The following is a 17,989-nucleotide window of genomic DNA, read 5'->3' as shown; positions in this document are numbered from 1 at the left end:
GGAGAGGCGCCAATTTTACGTGCCGGTCACTTGCCCCTGCGAATCGCCTGCTCGTCCTCGTCGAAGTAGCGGCGATTGTTGCAAGCGGTGCCGAAGGCTTCGCGCTCGGCCTGGTTCGCAAGCACGCGTGCGTTGAAGGCGTCAACCCGCTTCTGATACGCGTCGACGCGCGCGTCGCGGGCCGCCAGCGCTTCGTTGTAGGCGCTGACGGCCTCGGGGACGGTCCGGTCGACCGTCTCGAGACGCTGCTTCAGCTCGTCGCCGCTGCGAACGAGTTCGTCCTTCACACCGGTGATCTCGGCCTTCTCCTTCAGCATCTCGGCGTCTTCGGTCTTGACCTTGTTCTGACGGTTCAGGCAGACCCGCAATTCATCCCTGGTCAGGTACGCGCCCTTGGCGCCGCCGAAGCCGCCTTCCTTCTTCGCCGGCTTGTCGGCGGCCATCGCGAGGGACGCCGCGAGCAGCGGCAGGATCATCAACGTGCGGGTGAAATGGCGCATGGCATCGGTCGGGAAGTCGGTGCGTGGATTGGCGAAGCGCGTCATCATGCCACCGGCTCGCGCATCGTCACGAACTCCTCGGCGGCGGTCGGGTGGATGCCGATGGTGGCGTCGAACACGGCCTTGGTCGCGCCGGCCTTGAGCGCGACCGCGAAGCCCTGGATCGTCTCGCCCGCATCGGCGCCCACCATGTGCAGGCCGACCACGCGGTCGGTGTCGGCATCGACCACCAGCTTCATCAACGTGCGCTCGGTGTTCCCCGACAGCGTGTGCTTGAGCGCCTTGAACTCGCTGCGGAAGATGCGCACCGCGCGGCCCTGCGCGCGCGCCTGCGCTTCGGTCAAGCCGACCGCGCCGACGCTGGGATGCGTGAACACCGCGGTCGGGATCATCGCGTAGTCGACCGCGCGCTGCTTCGCGCCGAACAGGTGATCGACCAGCGCCATCGCCTCGGCCAACGCAACCGGCGTCAGGTGGATCCGGTCGATCACGTCGCCAACCGCGTGCAGGCCCGCCACGTTGGTCGCGTACTGGTCGTCGACCAGCACCGCACCGTTCGGCGCTAGCGCGACGCCGGCCTCCGCCAGCCCCAGCCCGCGCGTGTTGGGCACGCGGCCGGTCGCGTACAGCACCTGGTCCGCCAGCTGCACGCTGCCGTCGCGCAGCGCCACGCGCAGTCGCCCGGTGGCGGCATCGCGCGCGATGCCTTCGACGTCGCTGCCGGTGCGCAGGTCGATGCCCTTCTTGCGCATCTCGTCGGCGACGAACGCGCTGATGTCCGCGTCGAAGCCGCGCAGTACCTGCGTGCCCCGATAGAGCTGCGTCACCTGCGCGCCCAGACCACGGAAGATCGACGCGAACTCGCACGCGATGTAGCCGCCGCCGACTACGAGCAGATGCTGGGGGAACGTCGGCAGGTCGAAGATCTCGTTCGAGGTGATGGCCAGCTCGGCGCCCGACACGGGCGGCACGACCGGGTGGCCCCCGGTGGCGACGAGGATGTGCCGCGCTCGGATCCGCTGCCCGGCGATCTCGACTTCGCCGGGGCCGACGACGCGCGCGCGGCCGCGCAGCACCTGCACGCCGGCGCCGTCCAGCAGCGATTCGTAGATGCCGTTGAGGCGCGAGATCTCGCGCGCGCGATTCGCCTTGAGCTGCGCCCAGTCGAGCACCGGTGTGCTGGCGCTCCAGCCGTAGCCGTGCGCCTCCTCGAACGCCTCCGCGTAGTGGGCCGCGAAGCTGTAGAGCTTCTTCGGGATGCAGCCGAGGTTGACGCAGGTGCCGCCGAGCGGCTTGTCGTCCGCCACCGCGACGCGGGCGCCGCGCTGCGCGGCCATGCGCGCCGCGCGCACCCCGCCGCTGCCGGCGCCGATCACGAACAGGTCGAAGGCTTCGCTTGTCATCGCCCAACTGTACGCGGGCCGCAGCGACGGCGCTGCGGACAGGCCTTAACGCAGTGCCTGCTCGAGCGCCTCGGCGACGAGCGCATTGATGCCGCCCGCATGCCCCGCCGCCCGCTCGTGCAGGCGCTTCAGCAGGTCGCCGGGCAATTTGCAGGCAAACGGCACCAGGCCGGCGGCGGCGTCGCGGCGGCGCTGTTCGCGCTTGTCCACCGCCTCGGCCGCGCCTTGGGCGAAGCGGTCGGGCACGCCTGCGGCCTTCATGCGGCCGTCCAGCTTCTTGGCGAGGTTCTTGACGAGGTCGGTCTTCTTCATGCTCATGGGGGGACTCTCTGGCCGGAGACGGTCCGGCGATGCGTCGATTGTCGCGCGGGGCGCTCTGGTCTAATCGGCGGCTCGCTACCCACCCGATTCGACTCCATGGCGCTCAAGGCGATCATCCACAAGGCCCAGCTGCAGATCGCCGACATGGACCGCAACGTCTACGTCGACCACGCGGTGACGATCGCGCGCCACCCGTCGGAGACGGACGAGCGCATGCTGATCCGACTGCTGGCGCTGGCGCTCAACCTGCCGGCCGATGCCGACCACGGCACGCTCGAACTCGCCAAGGACCTGTGGGACGTCGACGAGCCCGCGCTCTGGCACAAGGACCTGACCGGCGAGATCAAGCACTGGGTCGAGGTCGGCCAGCCCGACGACAAGCGCCTGATGAAGGCGAGCGGCCGCGCCGACCGCGTCAGCGTCTACAGCTTCAGCCACAGCACGCCGGTCTGGTGGGCCGGGCTGGCGAACAAGATCACCCGCGCGTCGAACATCGCCGTGTGGCAGGTCGACTCGGCCCAGAGCCAGGCGCTCGCGGCGTTCGCGCAGCGCGGCATGCAGCTGCAGCTCAGCGTGCAGGACGGCACGGTCTGGGTGGGCGACGGCGAGCGCTCGGTCGAGCTCACGCCGCAGCGCCTGAATCCGATCTGAGTCGGACCAGACCCCGATAACCGTGCGCGGACGCAGCCGGGCGAGCCGCCGCACAATGGCTGCGTCCTCACGACACGCGCCACGATGAATCCGCTCCAGATCGAACACCTGCCCGACCGCGGGCGCTTCCAGACCCGCGTCGAGGGCCAGCTCTGCGTCGCCGACTACCGCCTCGCCGACGGCGTGATGGCCGTCACCCACACCGAGGTGCCGCCCGCACTTCAGGGTCGCGGCATCGCCGGCGCGCTGGTCCAGGCACTGCTCGACCACGCGGGCGCCAACGGCCTGAAGGTGCGGCCGCTCTGCTCTTACGCACGGGCCTACGTGCGCCGCCATCCCGAGTCGGCCGCGCTGCTCGCCTGACATGGGTGACGCCGACCCGGTCGACCCGTACCTCTGGCTCGAAGACGTGCTCGGCGAGCGCGCGCTCGCCTGGGTGCGCGAGCGCAACGCCGTCACCGAGCAGGTCCTGCAGGCGCGGCCCGACTATGCGCCGACGCGTGACGCGGTGCGCGAGCTGCTCGACTCGCAGGCGCGCATCCCGCAGGTCTCGCGTCGCGGCGACCACCTGTACAACCTGTGGCAGGACGCGGCGCATCCGCGCGGCCTGTGGCGCCGCACGACGCTGGCCGATTACCGGCAGCCGGCCCCCGCCTGGGAAACCGTGCTCGACCTCGACGCGCTCGGCGCCGCCGAGGGCGAGAACTGGGTCTGGGGCGGCGCCGTCGGCCTGGCACCGCGCCACGAGCGCGTACTGATCTCCCTGTCGCGCGGCGGTGCGGACGCGGCCGTCGTGCGCGAGTTCGACACCGTCTCCAAGGCGTTCGTGCCGGACGGCTTCGCCCTGCCGGAGGCGAAGTCGCAGGTCGAGTGGATCGATGCGGACCACCTCTACGTCGGGACCGACGTCGGGCCCGGATCGATGACACGCTCGGGCTACCCGCGCACGATCCGGCGCTGGGCGCGCGGCACCGCGCTGGCCGAGGCGCCGATCGTGTTCGAGGTCGGCGAGACCGACATGCTCGCGACCGTGTCGGTCGACCCCACGCCGGGCCACGAGCGCACCGTGTTCGCGCGGCTGGTCGACTTCTATCACCAGCAACGCTTCCTGCTCGACGGCGCGGCGTTGCGTGCGCTCGACGTCCCCGAGGACGCGTCGATCCACTTCTGGAACAGCGCCGGGGAGGACGCCGACACGTTGCTGATCGAACTGCGCAGCGACTGGGATGTCGCCGGCCGACGCTACCCGGCCGGCGCGCTGCTGGCGGCCGCCACCGATGCGTACCTGGCCGGCGCGCGCCGCTTCGATCTGCTTTTCGAACCGAGCGCGACCCGCGCTCTCGCCGGCTTCGCGACGACGCGCCGCCACATCGTCGTTGCCGTCCTCGACAACGTCGCAACGCGCCTGTTCGAGTGGCAGCGCACAGCCGGTGAGTTCGTCCGCCGCGAGATCGAGGCGCCCTTTCCCGGCACCCTGTCGGTCGCCGCGCTGCACGACCCGGCGCTCGCCGACGACCTGCTCGCCGAGCGCTACGTGCTGAGCTACAGCGATTTCCTGACGCCCGACACGCTCTGGCTCGGACAGACCGGCGACGACCGGCGCGAGACGCTGAAGACGCTGCCCGCCTGTTTCGATGCGCGAGGGATGCGCGTCGAGCAGTTGTTCGCGACCAGCGCCGACGGCACGCGCGTGCCGTACTTCGTGGTCTGGCCGGTCGGCGTCAGTGCGGCGACGCCGGCCGACGGCAGCACGCCGACGCTGCTCTACGGCTACGGCGGCTTCGAGGTCTCGATCCAGCCCGGCTACCGCCCGGTGTACGGCCGGGCCTGGCTGGCCCGCGGCGGCGCAGTGGTGTTCGCGAACATCCGCGGCGGCGGCGAGTACGGGCCAGGCTGGCACCGCGCCGCCCTGCGCGAGCACAAGCAGCGCAGCTACGACGACTTCATCGCCGTCGCCGAAGACCTGATCGCGCGCCGCATCACCAGCCCGGCGCGGCTCGGGATCGAAGGCGGCAGCAACGGCGGGCTGCTGGTCGGCGCCGTGCTCGTGCAGCGACCGGAGCTCTTCAACGCGGTCGTCTGCAAGGTGCCCTTGCTCGACATGCGCCGCTACCACCGGCTGCTCGCCGGCGCCTCGTGGATGGCCGAGTACGGCGACCCCGACGTGCCGGAGGACTGGGCCTTCATCGGGCGCTACAGCCCTTACCAGAACGCGCGGCCGCAGGCGCCCTACCCCGAGCTGCTGATCACCACCTCGACCCGCGACGACCGCGTCCACCCCGGCCACGCCCGCAAGATGGCCGCCCGGCTGATCGACCAGGGCCATGCGGTGCTGTACCACGAGAACATCGAAGGGGGCCACGGCGGCGCGGCCGACAACGGCCAGCGCGCCCATGTGCTGGCACTGCAGCTGAGCTACCTGTGGCGGCGCCTTGGCGACGAGGCCGAGCTGCCGGCCGACGCCCAGGCCGTGCTCGACTTCTGGTTCGGCCCGCCGGACGATCCGGACGCCACCGCCGTCCGCAGGTTCTGGTTCGTCAAGGACTCGGCGACCGACCGCACCATCGCCGAGCGCTTCGGCCCGCTGATCGAGCGCGCGCTGCGCGGCGAACTCGCCGACTGGGCAGCCCGGCCGAAGAGTGCGCTCGCGCAGATCCTGCTGCTCGACCAGTTCACCCGCAACGTCTTCCGCGACACGCCGCGCGCGTTCGCCGGCGACGCGCGCGCGCTGCGCGCCGCCAACGCGATGGTCGGCCAGCGGCAGGACGGAGCCCTGCCACCGGTCTGGCGCAGCTTCGTCTACCTGCCCTTCGAGCACGCCGAGGGCGTGGCGATGCAGGACGAGGCCGTCCGCCTGTTCACGCGGCTGGCCGAAGGCGCGCCCGAGGTGAGCGACATGTTGGACTACGCCCACAAGCATCGGCTTGTCGTGCAGCGCTTCGGTCGGTTCCCGCACCGCAACGTGATATTGGGCCGACAATCCACTCCCGAGGAAGTGGCCTTTCTCCGCGAACCCGGTTCGCGTTTCTGACCGGCGCCGCTCATGCGGCGCGTCACCGTTGCGAAGTTGTCAGGGGCGTCCGTACCTATGCGCTATACCGAACCCAAGGACCGCAGCGCCGAGCTGTTGCGCGTTGCGCTCGGCCACATGGGCCGGCATGAAGCAGCTTTCAATCCGACCACCTTCACGCTGTGGTACGAGTACGCCGCCGGCATCAACCCGCCGCTGCAGGCGGCGGTCGATGCACTGCTGAACAGCGGCGCAGCGCTCGGCGACGACACCGTGGCGCGCCTGTTCCAGGACCACATCGCGCCGCCCGATGCCGCGGCCGTGCAGCGCATCGGCGTCGACCTGCAGCGCGTGATGACCGGCATCGTCACCAGCGCCTCCCAGACCGGCACGCGCGCGGGCCTGTTCGGGGCGCAGCTCGACGGCCTGTCGGCCGCCTTGCGCGCCAACGACGTGGCGGCGCTGACGCCCCAGGTCGATCAGGCGCTCGAGGGCACGGCCCAGATGAAGAGTTCGGCCGACGCGCTCCAGCAGCAGGTCAGCGCGAGCCAGAGCGAGATCGCGCGGCTGCGCACCGACCTCGACCGTGCCCGCGGCGAGGCCCTGCTGGACCCGCTGACCGGCATCCTGAACCGCAAGGGGTTCGACGAGAAGATGGCCGCCCTGCTCGCGGCGTCGCCGGCCGAAGGGCAGTCGCACTGCCTGGTGATGTTCGACATCGACCACTTCAAGAAGGTCAACGACGCCCACGGCCACGTGATGGGCGACCGGGTGATCCGCGGCCTCGGCGAGATCCTGCGCGTCAGCCTGCCCGACCCGGGCGACGCGGTGGCCGCCCGCTACGGCGGCGAGGAATTCGCGATCGTGCTGCCGCACAGCACCCTTGCCGACGCGACCCGCCTGGCCGAGCAGGTGCGCGAGCGCGCCAAGGCGATGCGCATCCGCAACCGCAGCACCCAGGAAGTGCTGTTCACCGTGACGATCTCCGGCGGCGTCGCGGCGCTGCAGCCCGGCGACGATGCGCAGGCGCTGATCGCTCGCGCGGACGGCGCGCTGTACCAGTCGAAGCACGGCGGGCGCGATCGGGTCAGCTGCGGCTGACCGACGCGCGGATCAGCCGGCCAGCCGCCCGTGCTTCAGCCGCAGCACGCGGCCGCAGCGCGCGGCGAGCGTCTCGTCGTGGGTGACGACGACGAACGCCATGCCCTGGCCACGCGCCAGGCTCAGCATCAGCTCGAACACACCGTCGGCGGTCTCGCGGTCGAGGTTGCCGGTCGGCTCGTCGGCCAGCACGCAGGCCGGGCCGCCGGCCAGCGCGCGCGCGATCGCGACGCGCTGGCGCTCGCCGCCCGACAACTGGGATGGCCGGTGCCGCAGGCGTTCCGCCAAGCCGACCTGCGCCAGCACCGCGGCGGCGCGTTCGCGCGCCTGCGGTTTCAGCTCGCGCCGGATGCGCAGCGGCATCGCGACGTTGTCGAGCGCGCTGAACTCGGGCAGCAGGTGATGGAACTGGTAGATGAAGCCGAGCTGCCGGTTGCGCCAGGCGCCCTGCTCGGCCGCGCCCATCGTCGTCCAGTCGCGGCCTGCGAGCTCGATGCGGCCGGCGCTCGGCGCCTCCAGCCCGCCCAGCAGGTGCAGCAGCGTGCTCTTGCCCGAGCCGGATGCGCCGACGATCGCGACCGTCTCGCCGCGCCGCACCGTCAGGTCCACGCCCTGCAGCACATGCACGTCGAGCGCGGCGTCGCCGCTGCCTTCGGTGAAGCGCATCTGCAGGCCGCTGGCCTGGATCACCGCATCCGCGGGCTTATTCATAGCGAAGTGCTTCGGCAGGTTGCACGCGGCTGGCGCGCCAGCTCGGGTACAGCGTCGCGACGAACGACAGCAGCAGCGAGATCACGACGATCGGCACGATGTCGCCGGCCTGCGGGTCGCTCGGCATGCGGCTGATCAGGTAGACGCTGGACGGCAGGAACGCGACGTGGAACAGGCGCTCGAGCCCCGCGACCAGCCAGCCGACGTTGAACGCGACCAGCAGCCCGAACAGCACGCCGGCGAAGGTGCCGATCACGCCCGACAGCGCGCCCTGCACCATGAAGATGCCCATCACCGAGCGCGGCGTCGCGCCCAGCGTGCGCAGGATCGCGATGTCGGACTGCTTGTCGGTCACCGTCATCACCAGCGTCGAGACCAGGTTGAACGCCGCCACCGCCACGATCAGGGTCAGGATGATGAACATCAGCCGCTTCTCGAGCTCGACCGCCTGGAACCAGTTGTTGTTGGTGCGGGTCCAGTCGCGCACCGCGAATTGCGGCCCGAGCGCCGCCTGCAGCGCGGCACCGACGCGACGCGCGTCGTTCTGGTTCTTCAGCCGCAGCTGCACACCGGTCGGCCCGCCGGTGCGGAATAGTTTGGCCGCGTCGTCCAGCTGCACCATCGCGAGCGTGCTGTCGTACTCGTAGTGGCCGGCATTGAACACGCCGACCACGTTCAGCCGCTTGGTGCGCGGGATCGAGCCCGCCGGCGTGAACTGCGGCTCGGGCAGCACCACCGTCACCTTGTCGCCCTCGCGCACTCCGAGCGAACGCGCCAGGTCGATGCCGAGGACGACGTCCCATTCGCCGGGCACGAGGCGCTTGAGCACCGTGTCCTTCAGCTGCGCGGCGATGTCGGTCACGGTCGCCTCGTCGGCCGGCGAGATGCCGCGCACGATCACGCCGCGGATGTTGTCGCTGCCGTTGACCATCAGCGTCTGCGCGGCGATGTAGGGTGCCGCGCCGACGACCTCGGCGCCGACCTCGGGCACCGCGCGAATCTGCGCCGCGGTGGCCTGCCAGTCGGCGAGCGCGTTGCCGTCGGCACTCAGCACCTCGACGTGCGGGATCACCGCCAGCATGCGGTCCTGCACCTCCTGGCGGAAGCCGTTCATCACCGACAGCACGATGATCAGCGCGGCCACGCCGAGCCCGATGCCGAGCATCGACACGCCCGAGATGAAGGAGATGAATGCGTTGCGGCGCCCGGCGCGGCCGGCGCGGGTATAGCGCCAGCCGATCTGCAGTTCGTAGGGCCAGTTCATGGGGAGGCGATGCTACAGGAGCCCCCGCGCCCGGATAATCACGCGATGCACCTGTTGATCCCCTTCGCGTCGGGCGAGTCCGAAGCCGCCGCGCACGTGCTGCGCGACCTTGCGCTGCCGAACCTGACGCAGCTGCTCGGCCGCCTGACCCTCGCGCAGCGCGACGATGGCGACGCGTATTCCATGTCGCCGCCGCACGAACGTGCGCTCGCCGCCGCGCACGGCTGGCGTGGGGAGGACGGCCTGTATCCGTTCGCGGCACAGGCCGCGGCACGCGATGGGCTTGCGGTCGGCGACGCGGCCTGGGCATTCGTCACGCCGTGTCACTGGCTGGTCGGACGCGACCACATCACGCTGCTCGACCCGGCGGCGCTGTTGCTCGACGAGGCCGAGTCGCGCGCCGCGTTCGAGGCGGTCCGCGGCCTGTTCGAGAGCGAAGGCTTCCGCGTCGAGTGGGGCGGCGCGACGCGCTGGTACGCGGCGCACGACAGCTTCGCCGATCTGCACACCGCCTCGCTCGACCGCGCGATCGGCCGCAACGTCGAGCTCTGGCTGCGCGGCGACGCGGCCCGCGCTGCGCCGTTGAACCTGGTGCGGCGACTGCAGAGCGAGCTGCAGCTGCTGCTGTACCCGCATGCGTTGAACGACGCGCGCGAACAGCGTGGCGTGCCGACGCTGAACTCGTTCTGGCTCAGCGGCTGTGGCCGGCCTCAGGCCGACGCGGCCGACGCCCCCACGGTCGACGATCGCCTGCGCGCGCCGCTGCTCGCCGAGGACTGGGTCGCGTGGGCCGAGGCCTGGCGCGCACTCGATGCGGGACCGCTGGCCCAGCTGCTCGTCACTGCGCGCGACGCGCTCCCGGTCACGCTGACGCTCTGCGGCGAGCGCAACGCGCATCGCTTCGCGGCCGCGCCGCGCTCGGCCTGGCAGGCGCTGCGCGCGCGCTTCGACCGCGTGGAAGCGCACGCCGTGCTGGAGGCGCTGTGAGCAGCGCCCCGGTGTCGCCGACGATCCGCCTGCGCGACGCTCCGCCGCGCGCGGTCTGGGCGCTCGAACAGGCCGGCGTGCCGCCGCTGCTCGCGCGCCTGTACGCGGGCCGCGGCGTGCGCGCGGCCGACGAACTCGACGACGGCCTGGCGCGACTGCTGCCGCCCGCGGCGCTGCGCGGCGTGCAGGCCGCCGCGACGCTGCTCGCCGATGCACTCGCGCAGCAGCGCCGCATCTGCGTGGTCGCCGACTACGACTGCGACGGCGCGACCGCCTGCGCGGTGGCGATCCGCGGCCTGCGGCTGCTCGGCGCCGCCGAGGGCACGCTGCACTACGTCGTCCCCGACCGCGCGGTGCACGGCTACGGGCTGACGCCGGCGATCGTCGATCTGGCGCAGGCGCAGCGGCCCGACCTGCTGGTGACGGTCGACAACGGCATCGCGAGCCTGCAGGGCGTGGCCCACGCGCGTGCACTCGGCATCGACGTGCTCGTCACCGACCACCACCTGCCCGCGCTCCTCGACGACGAGGTCGTGCTGCCCGACGCGAACGTGATCGTCAACCCGAACCAGCCGGGTTGCGGCTTCGCGAGCAAGAACCTGGCGGGCGTCGGCGTGATGTTCTACGTGCTGCTCGCGCTGCGCGCCGAACTGCGCCAGCGCGGCGCGTTCACGGCCGCAGGTGGACAGGCCGGCGACGGTACGCCGGCGCAACCGCGGCTCGACACCCTGCTCGACCTGGTCGCGCTCGGCACGGTGGCCGACGTCGTGCGGCTGGACGCGAACAACCGCCGCCTCGTCGCGCAGGGCCTGCGCCGCATCCGCAACGGCCAGATGCAGCCGGGCGTCGCGGCGCTGTTCCGCGCCGCGGCGCGCGACCCGCGGCGCGCCAGCGGATTCGACTTCGGCTTCGCGCTCGGGCCGCGCATCAACGCCGCGGGGCGACTGTCGGACATGACGCTCGGCATCGAATGCCTCGTCACCGACGACCCGGCGCGGGCCGCCGCGCTCGCCGCGCAGCTCGACGCGATCAACCGCGAGCGGCGCGACCTCGAAGGCGGCATGCGCGAGCAGGCCGAGGCGCTGCTGGCGCAACTCGTGCAGGCCGACGCCGCCGGCACGCCGGCGGCGCTCGCGATCTTCGACGAGGGCTTCCATGAAGGCGTGGTCGGCATCGTCGCATCGCGCCTGAAGGACCGCGTGCACCGCCCGACCTTCGTGTTCGCGCGCGGCCAGGACGGCCTGTTGAAGGGCTCTGGCCGCTCGATCCCCGGCTTCCATCTGCGCGACGCGCTCGATCTCGTCAGCAAGCGCCACCCCGACGTGCTGGTGCGCTTCGGCGGCCACGCGATGGCGGCCGGCTGCACGCTGGATCATGCGCAGTTCGAGACCTTCGACGCCGCGTTCCGGCGCATCGCGAGCGAGTGGCTGGACGCGGCGACCCTGTCGCGCACGCTGCTGAGCGACGGCCCGCTCGGCATCGAACATTTCAACGCGCCGACCGTGCGCGAGATCGAGGCGCAGGTCTGGGGCCAGGCATTCGAGGCGCCGGTGTTCGTCGACGAGGTCGAGATCGTGTCGCAGCGGCTGGTCGGCGAGAAGCACCTGAAGCTCGCGCTGCGCCTGGCCGGCGAGGGCCGCGGCGCGCCGCTGCGCGACGCGATCTGGTTCGGCCACAGCGAACCGGTGGCGGCGACGGTGCGGCTCGCCTACCGCCTCGGCGTCGACGAGTACAACGGCCGCGAGCGCGTGCAGATGATCGTCGAGGCGATCGCCTGAAAGGCCCTGGATCGCGGCTGGCACGCCTTGCCAGCCGCTGCGGCGCAGTGCAGCATGAGCCGGTCGCCCGACCGGCACGAGGCTCCCATGGATGACACCACGCCCCCACCGCCGAACCCGGCGCGCCGCCGCGCGCTGCGCGTGCTCTCGTTGACGCCGCTGATGGCCAGCGTCGGCCTCGCCGCGTGCGGTGGCGGCGGCGATGCGGGCGGCCCTGCTCCGGTGCCGGCGCCGGGCGTGGCCGGCCCGGCGTGGTGGGGCTTCGGCCGCGATGCGCAGCACAGCGCGCTCGCGGCGATCGCGACGCAGGACCTGAACCGCATCGCATGGACCACACCGATGGACACCGCGCCGCAATACCAGCCGAGCGGCGCGCTGCTGATCCACTACGGCTCGCCGGTCATCACCGCGATGAACACCGTGATCGTGCCGGTCAAGACCGGCGCGGCCGGCGGCTTCCGCTTCGAGGCGCGCTCGGGCGCGAACGGCGGGCTGATCTGGTCCGGCACCAGCGACTACGTGCTGCCCGCGCACAACTGGGTGCCGAGCTACAACCTCGCGCTCAGCACCGCGAACCGCCTGTACGCGCCCGGCGCCGGCGGCAAGCTGTTCGTGCGCGAGGATGCCGATGCCGCGACCGGCGCGCTCACGACCGCGGTGTTCTACGGCGCCGCCGCGTATGCCGCGAACCCCGCCGCGTTCGACAGCACCGTCTTCATCAACACGCCGCTGACGGTCGACGCGGCCGGCACGGTGTACTTCGGCTTCATCGTCACCGGCGCGAACCCGGCCGGGCTGGTCAGCGGCATCGCGCGGATCACCGCCGCGGGCGTCGGCAGCTGGGCCGCGGCGGCCACGCTGGCCGGGGACGCACAGATCGCGAAGGTCGCGACCAATTGCGCGCCTGCGGTCTCGCCCGATCTCGCGACCCTCTACTTCGCGGTGAACCGGGCGGTGGCGGCCGGCGTCGTGCAGTCGGGCTACCTGCTGGCGGTCGACAGCACGACGCTCGCTTTGAAGGGGCGGGTCGCGCTGGTCGACCCCGGCGCCGGCACGCCGGCGCGCATCAGCGACGACGGCACCGCGTCGCCGACGATCGGCCCCGACGGCGAGGTCTTCTATGGCGTGCTCGAGAGCAGCTTCGGCAGCCACAACGGGCGCGGCTGGCTGCTGCACTTCGACGCCGCACTGACGGCCCAGCGCGCGCCCGGCGGCTTCGGCTGGGACGACACCGCGTCGATCGTGCCGGCGACGATGGTGCCGTCGTACGCCGGCGCCGCCAGCTACCTGCTGATGATCAAGTACAACAACTACGAAGGCGCGGGCACCGGCGACGGCGTGAACCGCATCGCGATCGTCGACCCGACCGCGACGCAGCTCGACGCGATCTCGCCCGTGCAGATCATGCGCGAGGTGCTGACGATCGCCGGCCCGACCTTCGAATCCGGAGCCTCCGGACCGGTCAAGGAGTGGTGCATCAACACCGCCGCGGTCGACCCGGCCACCCGCTCGGTGCTCGCCAACAGCGAGGACGGGTACCTGTACCGCTGGAGCCTGGTGACGAACACCTTCACGCAGCGCATCCAGCTGACCAACGGCATCGCCGAGTCGTACACGCCGACCGCCGTCGGCGCGGACGGCGCGGTCTATGCAGTCAACAATGCCGTGCTGTTCTCGATCGCGAGGTGATGTCGATGCGCCTGAAGTTCCTCCTGACGATCGCGGTGTTCGCGTTCGGCGCGGTGCACGCGCACGCGCAAGCGCTGAAGCCGGTCACCGTGGCCAGCGGCCTGCGCAACCCGTGGTCGCTCGCGTTCCTGCCCGACGGCCGGATGCTGGTCACCGAAAAGGCGGGCACGATGCGCCTCGTGTCGGCCGACGGTCGCGTCGGCGAACCGGTACAGGGCGTGCCGAGGGTCGAGTCCGGCGGCCAGGGCGGCCTGCTCGACGTGGTGCTCGACCCGAAGTTCGCCGACAACGCGCTGGTCTACTGGAGCTTCAGCGAGGCCGATCCCGAAGGCGGGCGCGGCAACAGCACCGCGGTCGCACGCGGCCGGCTCGACGGCAACGCGCTGCGCGAGGTGCGCGTGATCTTCCGCCAGGCGCCCAAGTTCGCGAGCAGCGCGCACTTCGGCTCGCGCCTGGTGTTCGCGCGCGATGGCCGTCTGTTCGTCACGCTCGGCGACCGCTTCCTGCGTCGCGACGACGCGCAGACGCTGGACACCGACCACGGCAAGATCGTGCGGATCGAATCCGACGGCCGCATCCCGGCCGACAACCCGTTCGTCGGCCGCGCCGGCGCCCGACCCGAGATCTGGAGCCTCGGCCACCGCAACGTGCAGGGCGCGGCGCTGCACCCGGTGACCGGCGAACTCTGGGCCGACGAGCACGGGCCGCAAGGCGGCGACGAGCTCAACCTCGTCGAGCGCGGCAAGAACTACGGCTGGCCCGTGATCACCTACGGCGCGGAGTACGGCAGCGGCGCGAAGATCGGCGAAGGCACGGCCAAGGCGGGCATGGAACAGCCGCTGACCTATTGGGTGCCGTCGATCGCGACCAGCGGTCTCGCCTTCCTGACCAGCGACCGCTACCCGGGCTGGAAGGGCAGCGCGTTCATCGGCGCGCTGAAGGCGCAGCTGCTGGTGCGGCTGGAGCTCGACGGCCGCAAGGTCGTGCGCGAGGAGCGCCTGCTGCAAGGCTTCGGCGAACGCATCCGCGACGTGCGCCAGGGCCCCGATGGCTGGCTCTACCTGCTGACCGACAGCCCCAACGGCCGGATCGTGCGAGTCGAACGCTGAGCGCCGGGAGACCCGCGGAGCACGCGGGCCGAGCGTCGTCCCTACAATGGAACGGTGGATCAACCGCCGAGCTGGATGAACGCTGACCTGCACTGCCATTCCGCCGTGTCCGACGGCACACTCGAACCCGAGGCGCTTGCCGCACGGGCGAAGGCGAATGGCGTGGAGCTGTGGGCGCTGACCGACCATGACGAGATCGGCGGCCAGCAGCGGGCGATCGCCGCCGCCGGCGCGCTGGGCCTGCCCTACCTCACCGGCACCGAGATCTCGGTCACCTTCGCCGACGTGACGGTGCACATCGTCGGTCTCGGCTTCGATCCCGACAACGCCGCCCTCGCCGCCGGGCTGCACGCCACGCGGGGCGGGCGCCGCGAGCGGGCGATGGAGATGTCCGAGGGCCTTGCGAAGGTCGGCATCCACGGCGCGTACGACGGCGCGCTGCAGTACGTCGGCAACCCTGAGCTGATCTCGCGCACGCACTTCGCGCGCTTCCTGGTCGAGACGAACGTTTGCCACGACACCTCCGAGGTGTTCCGCAAATACCTCGTCGAGGGCAAGCCCGGCTTCGTGCCGCACCGCTGGGCCACGTTGCGCAACGCGGTGCACTGGATCACCGATGCCGGCGGGATCGCGGTGATCGCGCACCCGGCGCGCTACAAGTTCAGCGCCAACGAGGAATACGCGCTGTTCAGCGAGTTCAAGGCGCATGGCGGGCGCGGCGTCGAGGTCGTGACCGGCAGCCACAGCAGCGCCGACGCGGTGCGCTATACCGAGACGGCGCTCGAGTACGGCTTGCTCGCCTCGCGCGGCAGCGATTTCCACAGCCCCGATGAAAGCCACATCGACCTGGGCAAGCTGCCGGCCCTGCCGGCGCGCCTGACGCCCGTGTGGACCGCGTTGGAGTCGCGCATCCACGTCGCTGCGTGACGGTGACCGCGCAGCGCCCCGGCCTCGGCATCGGCCTGGTGCTGATGATGGGCGCGTGCTTCGCGGTCAGCGACACGCTGATCAAGTACCTCGGCGGCTGGCTGCCGGTGCTCTTCCTGCTGTGGGCGCGCTACGCGATTCAGGCGGGCACGATGGCGGTCTGGCTGGCGCGGCAAGGTTGGCGCGGCTTCGCGACGGCGCACCCGAGGTTCCAGTGGATGCGCGGTGCACTGCTGCTGGTGACCAGCGGCATGTCGTTCTTCGGCCTGCAGCTGATGCCGGTGGCCGAGTTCACCGCACTCGGCATGCTGACGCCGGTGGTCGTGACGATGCTCGCGGCGTGGGTGCTGCACGAGCCGGTCTCGCGGATGCGCTGGGCGCTGGTGTGCGGCGGCTTCATCGGCGCGGTGATCGTGATCCGGCCCGGCAGCGGCGTGTTCGGCTGGGCCGCGATCTTCCCGCTGCTGATGGCGCTGTGTTACGGCTGCTTCCAGGTGCTGACCAGCCGCCTGGCATCGCTCGAAAGTCCGTACACGACCCATTTCTACACCGGCTTCAGCGGCGCCGTGCTGGTCACGCCGCTGCTGCTCTTGCACGCCGGCGACTATTTCGCCGCGGCGCAGGCCGTGCCGCCCGCCAAGCTGGTGCTGGTGCTGGGCATCGGCCTGTTCGCGACCGTCGGTCACCTGTGCCTGATCTTCGCGTTCGGGCACGCGCCGATGGCCACGCTGATGCCTTTCATCTATACCCAGATCGCGTTCGCGCTGGGCGTGAGTTACCTCGTGTTCCGCCATGTGCCGGACGGCTGGGCATGGGTGGGCATGGCCGTGATCGCGGCGTGCGGGGCCGTCAGCGCCTGGCTGAACGCGCGCCAGGCGAGCGCGCAGCGGCCGGCCTCGATCGTCGCGGTCGATACGGCCTACGATTGAGGACATGTCCCAGTACTTCGAAGTCCACCCCGAGAACCCGCAGCTGCGGCTGCTGAAGCAGGCCGCGCAAATCCTGCACGGGGGCGGCATCGCCGCGATCCCGACCGACTCGAGCTACGCGCTCGTCTGCCACCTCGACGACAAGGCCGCGGCGGAATCGCTGCGGCGCATCCGCGGCGTCGATGACAAGCACCACCTGACGCTGCTGTGCCGCGACCTGAGCGAACTCGCCAGCTACGCGCGCGTCGACAACAAGCAGTACCGGCTGCTGAAGGCGGGCACGCCGGGGCCGTTCACCTTCATCCTCGAGGCGACCAAGGAAGTGCCGCGGCGCGTCTCGCACCCGTCGCGGCGCACGATCGGCCTGCGCGTACCCGAGCACGCGGTGACGCAATGCCTGCTCGAGATCCTGGGCCAGCCGCTGCTCGCGACCACCCTGATCCCGCCCGGCGAGACCGAGCCGATGAACGAACCGGGCGAGATCCGCGACCGCTTCGAGAAGCAGGTGCAGGCGATCGTCGACGCCGGCGCGTGCCCGATGCAGCCGACCACCGTGATCGACCTGACCGGCGCCGCGCCGGAGCTGATCAGACAAGGCCGCGGCGACGCGCGCAAGCTCGGACTGAACCTCGACGAAACGGCTTGACAGCGGTCATCGGTCGATACTAAAGTGATATCACTTTGGGAGACCTGTCATGCTCGACAAGCCAACTTCACAGGAGCGCGTCGCCACCTCGGCCAACGGCTTCGTCTACGTCATCGTCGGCGTGCTCGCCATGGGGGTATCGGCCGCGCTGTTGCTGAGCCGGCCATCGCCCGGCCTCGCCGGGATCTTCGGGCTGGGGATGCTGATCGGGGCGTGGTGTCTGGCGGGGCTCTACATGCTGCAGCCGAACCAGGCCGCGCTGCTGATGCTGTTCGGCAGCTACCGCGGCACCGACCGCAGCGACGGGCTGCGCTGGGCCAATCCGTTCTACGTCAAGAAGAAAATCTCGGTCCGCGCGCGCAACTTCAACAGCGAGAAACTGAAGGTCAACGACCTGCGCGGCAACCCGATCGAGATCGCGTCGGCCATCGTCTGGAAGATCGAGGACACCGCGCAGGCCACCTTCGACGTCGACAACTACGAGGCCTACGTGCTCACGCAGGCCGAGTCGGCCGTGCGGCACCTCGCGTTGAGCTACGCCTACGACAACCTCGACGAACCCGGAGCCGGCAACCAGCGCGAGATCACGCTGCGCTCGGGGACCGACGAGGTCGCGCTCGCACTGCGCGCGGAGTTGCAGGCCCGGTTCGCGCAGGCCGGCATCGTCGTCGTCGACGCCAAGCTGACCCACCTCGCCTACGCGCCCGAGATCGCCGGCACGATGCTGCGCCGCCAGCAGGCCGAGGCGATCATCGCGGCCCGAACCAAGATCGTGCAGGGCGCGGTCGGGATGGTCGAACTCGCGCTGAATGGCCTGGCCGAACGCGGCCTGCTCGAACTCGACGACGAACGCAAGGCGGCGATGGTCAGCAACCTGCTCGTCGTTCTCTGCTCCGACCACGACGCGACGCCGGTGGTCAACACGGGCACGCTATACAACTGAGCGCTACCAGCCTGATCGTC

17 protein-coding genes are annotated in these 17,989 nt (G+C 71.1%); 12 read left to right on the top strand and 5 right to left on the bottom strand.

The annotated features are described in order from the left end of the window. Positions 1–26: 26 nt before the first annotated feature. From ASC76_RS14725 to ASC76_RS14715, 3 genes are read right to left on the bottom strand one after another with little or no spacing between them, the layout of a single operon-like run. Positions 27–548: a hypothetical protein gene (locus ASC76_RS14725; RefSeq protein WP_056467764.1), complete on the bottom strand. Its 522-nt coding sequence runs from the start codon at positions 546–548 to the stop codon at positions 27–29. Continuing rightward, on the bottom strand, positions 545–1,903 hold the full coding sequence (gene gorA / locus ASC76_RS14720; protein ID WP_056467760.1) for a glutathione-disulfide reductase: 1,359 nt from the start codon (positions 1,901–1,903) through the stop codon (positions 545–547). Before gorA ends, ASC76_RS14725 begins: the two co-directional genes overlap by 4 nt. Positions 1,904–1,948: 45 nt before the next feature. Then, positions 1,949–2,215 (bottom strand): hypothetical protein, encoded by a 267-nt coding sequence (locus tag ASC76_RS14715; RefSeq protein ID WP_371262135.1) that lies wholly within the window; start codon positions 2,213–2,215, stop codon positions 1,949–1,951. 105 nt (positions 2,216–2,320) lie between these two features. On the opposite strand from ASC76_RS14715, the gene ASC76_RS14710 reads away from it, so the two are divergent. The 4 genes from ASC76_RS14710 to ASC76_RS14695 all read left to right on the top strand — a co-directional run bounded on the left by ASC76_RS14710 (position 2,321) and on the right by ASC76_RS14695 (position 6,986). Further along, on the top strand, positions 2,321–2,875 hold the full coding sequence (locus tag ASC76_RS14710; protein WP_056467754.1) for a YaeQ family protein: 555 nt from the start codon (positions 2,321–2,323) through the stop codon (positions 2,873–2,875). A gap of 84 nt (positions 2,876–2,959) precedes the next feature. Next, a complete protein-coding gene (locus ASC76_RS14705) occupies positions 2,960–3,238 on the top strand; it encodes a GNAT family N-acetyltransferase (RefSeq protein ID WP_056467751.1) in 279 nt (92 codons plus the stop codon). A gap of 1 nt (position 3,239) precedes the next feature. Beyond that, the gene (locus ASC76_RS14700; protein WP_082549200.1) at positions 3,240–5,906 is read left to right on the top strand and encodes a DUF924 family protein; all 2,667 of its coding nucleotides are present in this window, start codon (positions 3,240–3,242) and stop codon (positions 5,904–5,906) included. A 57-nt stretch (positions 5,907–5,963) separates the two neighbouring features. Further along, complete coding sequence (locus ASC76_RS14695) at positions 5,964–6,986, top strand: GGDEF domain-containing protein (protein ID WP_056467748.1); 1,023 nt, start codon at positions 5,964–5,966, stop codon at positions 6,984–6,986. 12 nt (positions 6,987–6,998) lie between these two features. On the opposite strand, the gene ASC76_RS14690 is transcribed toward ASC76_RS14695, so the two are convergent. Beyond that, entirely contained in the window at positions 6,999–7,697 is a 699-nt protein-coding gene (locus tag ASC76_RS14690) for an ABC transporter ATP-binding protein (protein WP_056467745.1), read from the bottom strand. Next, complete coding sequence (locus ASC76_RS14685) at positions 7,690–8,961, bottom strand: lipoprotein-releasing ABC transporter permease subunit (RefSeq protein WP_056467742.1); 1,272 nt, start codon at positions 8,959–8,961, stop codon at positions 7,690–7,692. The genes ASC76_RS14690 and ASC76_RS14685 overlap by 8 nt, the downstream gene beginning before the upstream one ends. A gap of 45 nt (positions 8,962–9,006) precedes the next feature. Between ASC76_RS14685 and ASC76_RS14680 the strand changes: the two genes are divergently transcribed. The 8 genes from ASC76_RS14680 (at position 9,007) to ASC76_RS14645 (ending at position 17,969) form a co-directional block, all read left to right on the top strand. After that, complete coding sequence (locus tag ASC76_RS14680) at positions 9,007–9,948, top strand: hypothetical protein (RefSeq protein WP_200947167.1); 942 nt, start codon at positions 9,007–9,009, stop codon at positions 9,946–9,948. Beyond that, positions 9,945–11,726 carry a single-stranded-DNA-specific exonuclease RecJ gene (gene recJ, locus ASC76_RS14675; protein WP_235580474.1) on the top strand — a complete coding sequence of 594 codons (1,782 nt, stop codon included), beginning with the start codon at positions 9,945–9,947 and terminating at the stop codon, positions 11,724–11,726. The genes ASC76_RS14680 and recJ overlap by 4 nt, the downstream gene beginning before the upstream one ends. An 87-nt stretch (positions 11,727–11,813) precedes the next feature. Next, positions 11,814–13,415 (top strand): hypothetical protein, encoded by a 1,602-nt coding sequence (locus ASC76_RS14670; RefSeq protein ID WP_056467737.1) that lies wholly within the window; start codon positions 11,814–11,816, stop codon positions 13,413–13,415. 5 nt (positions 13,416–13,420) lie between these two features. After that, a complete protein-coding gene (locus tag ASC76_RS14665) occupies positions 13,421–14,524 on the top strand; it encodes a PQQ-dependent sugar dehydrogenase (RefSeq protein WP_056470847.1) in 1,104 nt (367 codons plus the stop codon). Positions 14,525–14,599: 75 nt separating this feature from the next. Further along, the gene (locus ASC76_RS14660) at positions 14,600–15,451 is read left to right on the top strand and encodes a 3',5'-nucleoside bisphosphate phosphatase (protein WP_056467734.1); all 852 of its coding nucleotides are present in this window, start codon (positions 14,600–14,602) and stop codon (positions 15,449–15,451) included. Beyond that, a complete protein-coding gene (locus tag ASC76_RS14655; protein WP_235580473.1) occupies positions 15,448–16,380 on the top strand; it encodes a DMT family transporter in 933 nt (310 codons plus the stop codon). Before ASC76_RS14660 ends, ASC76_RS14655 begins: the two co-directional genes overlap by 4 nt. Before the next feature lie 4 nt (positions 16,381–16,384). Beyond that, positions 16,385–17,026 carry an L-threonylcarbamoyladenylate synthase gene (locus ASC76_RS14650; RefSeq protein ID WP_056467731.1) on the top strand — a complete coding sequence of 214 codons (642 nt, stop codon included), beginning with the start codon at positions 16,385–16,387 and terminating at the stop codon, positions 17,024–17,026. 49 nt (positions 17,027–17,075) lie between these two features. After that, positions 17,076–17,969: an SPFH domain-containing protein gene (locus ASC76_RS14645; protein WP_056467728.1), complete on the top strand. Its 894-nt coding sequence runs from the start codon at positions 17,076–17,078 to the stop codon at positions 17,967–17,969. Positions 17,970–17,989: the final 20 nt, after the last annotated feature.

Origin of the sequence: Rhizobacter sp. Root404 (assembly GCF_001425865.1) — a bacterium.
In the GTDB taxonomy this organism is placed as follows: Bacteria; Pseudomonadota; Gammaproteobacteria; order Burkholderiales; family Burkholderiaceae_C; genus LMDS01.
The sequence above is the reverse complement of the archived record's forward strand: the minus strand, read 5'-3'. Positions and strand labels throughout refer to the sequence as shown.

Bases quoted from the DNA above. Each gene is read 5' to 3' on its own strand.
- ASC76_RS14725 (WP_056467764.1), bottom strand. From the start codon at position 548: ATGATGACGCGCTTCGCCAATCCACGCACCGACTTCCCGACCGATGCC.
- gorA (WP_056467760.1), bottom strand. From the start codon at position 1,903: ATGACAAGCGAAGCCTTCGACCTGTTCGTGATCGGCGCCGGCAGCGGC.
- ASC76_RS14715 (WP_371262135.1), bottom strand. From the start codon at position 2,215: ATGAAGAAGACCGACCTCGTCAAGAACCTCGCCAAGAAGCTGGACGGC.
- ASC76_RS14710 (WP_056467754.1), top strand. From the start codon at position 2,321: ATGGCGCTCAAGGCGATCATCCACAAGGCCCAGCTGCAGATCGCCGAC.
- ASC76_RS14705 (WP_056467751.1), top strand. From the start codon at position 2,960: ATGAATCCGCTCCAGATCGAACACCTGCCCGACCGCGGGCGCTTCCAG.
- ASC76_RS14700 (WP_082549200.1), top strand. From the start codon at position 3,240: ATGGGTGACGCCGACCCGGTCGACCCGTACCTCTGGCTCGAAGACGTG.
- ASC76_RS14695 (WP_056467748.1), top strand. From the start codon at position 5,964: ATGCGCTATACCGAACCCAAGGACCGCAGCGCCGAGCTGTTGCGCGTT.
- ASC76_RS14690 (WP_056467745.1), bottom strand. From the start codon at position 7,697: ATGAATAAGCCCGCGGATGCGGTGATCCAGGCCAGCGGCCTGCAGATG.
- ASC76_RS14685 (WP_056467742.1), bottom strand. From the start codon at position 8,961: ATGAACTGGCCCTACGAACTGCAGATCGGCTGGCGCTATACCCGCGCC.
- ASC76_RS14680 (WP_200947167.1), top strand. From the start codon at position 9,007: ATGCACCTGTTGATCCCCTTCGCGTCGGGCGAGTCCGAAGCCGCCGCG.
- ASC76_RS14670 (WP_056467737.1), top strand. From the start codon at position 11,814: ATGGATGACACCACGCCCCCACCGCCGAACCCGGCGCGCCGCCGCGCG.
- ASC76_RS14665 (WP_056470847.1), top strand. From the start codon at position 13,421: ATGCGCCTGAAGTTCCTCCTGACGATCGCGGTGTTCGCGTTCGGCGCG.
- ASC76_RS14660 (WP_056467734.1), top strand. From the start codon at position 14,600: ATGAACGCTGACCTGCACTGCCATTCCGCCGTGTCCGACGGCACACTC.
- ASC76_RS14650 (WP_056467731.1), top strand. From the start codon at position 16,385: ATGTCCCAGTACTTCGAAGTCCACCCCGAGAACCCGCAGCTGCGGCTG.
- ASC76_RS14645 (WP_056467728.1), top strand. From the start codon at position 17,076: ATGCTCGACAAGCCAACTTCACAGGAGCGCGTCGCCACCTCGGCCAAC.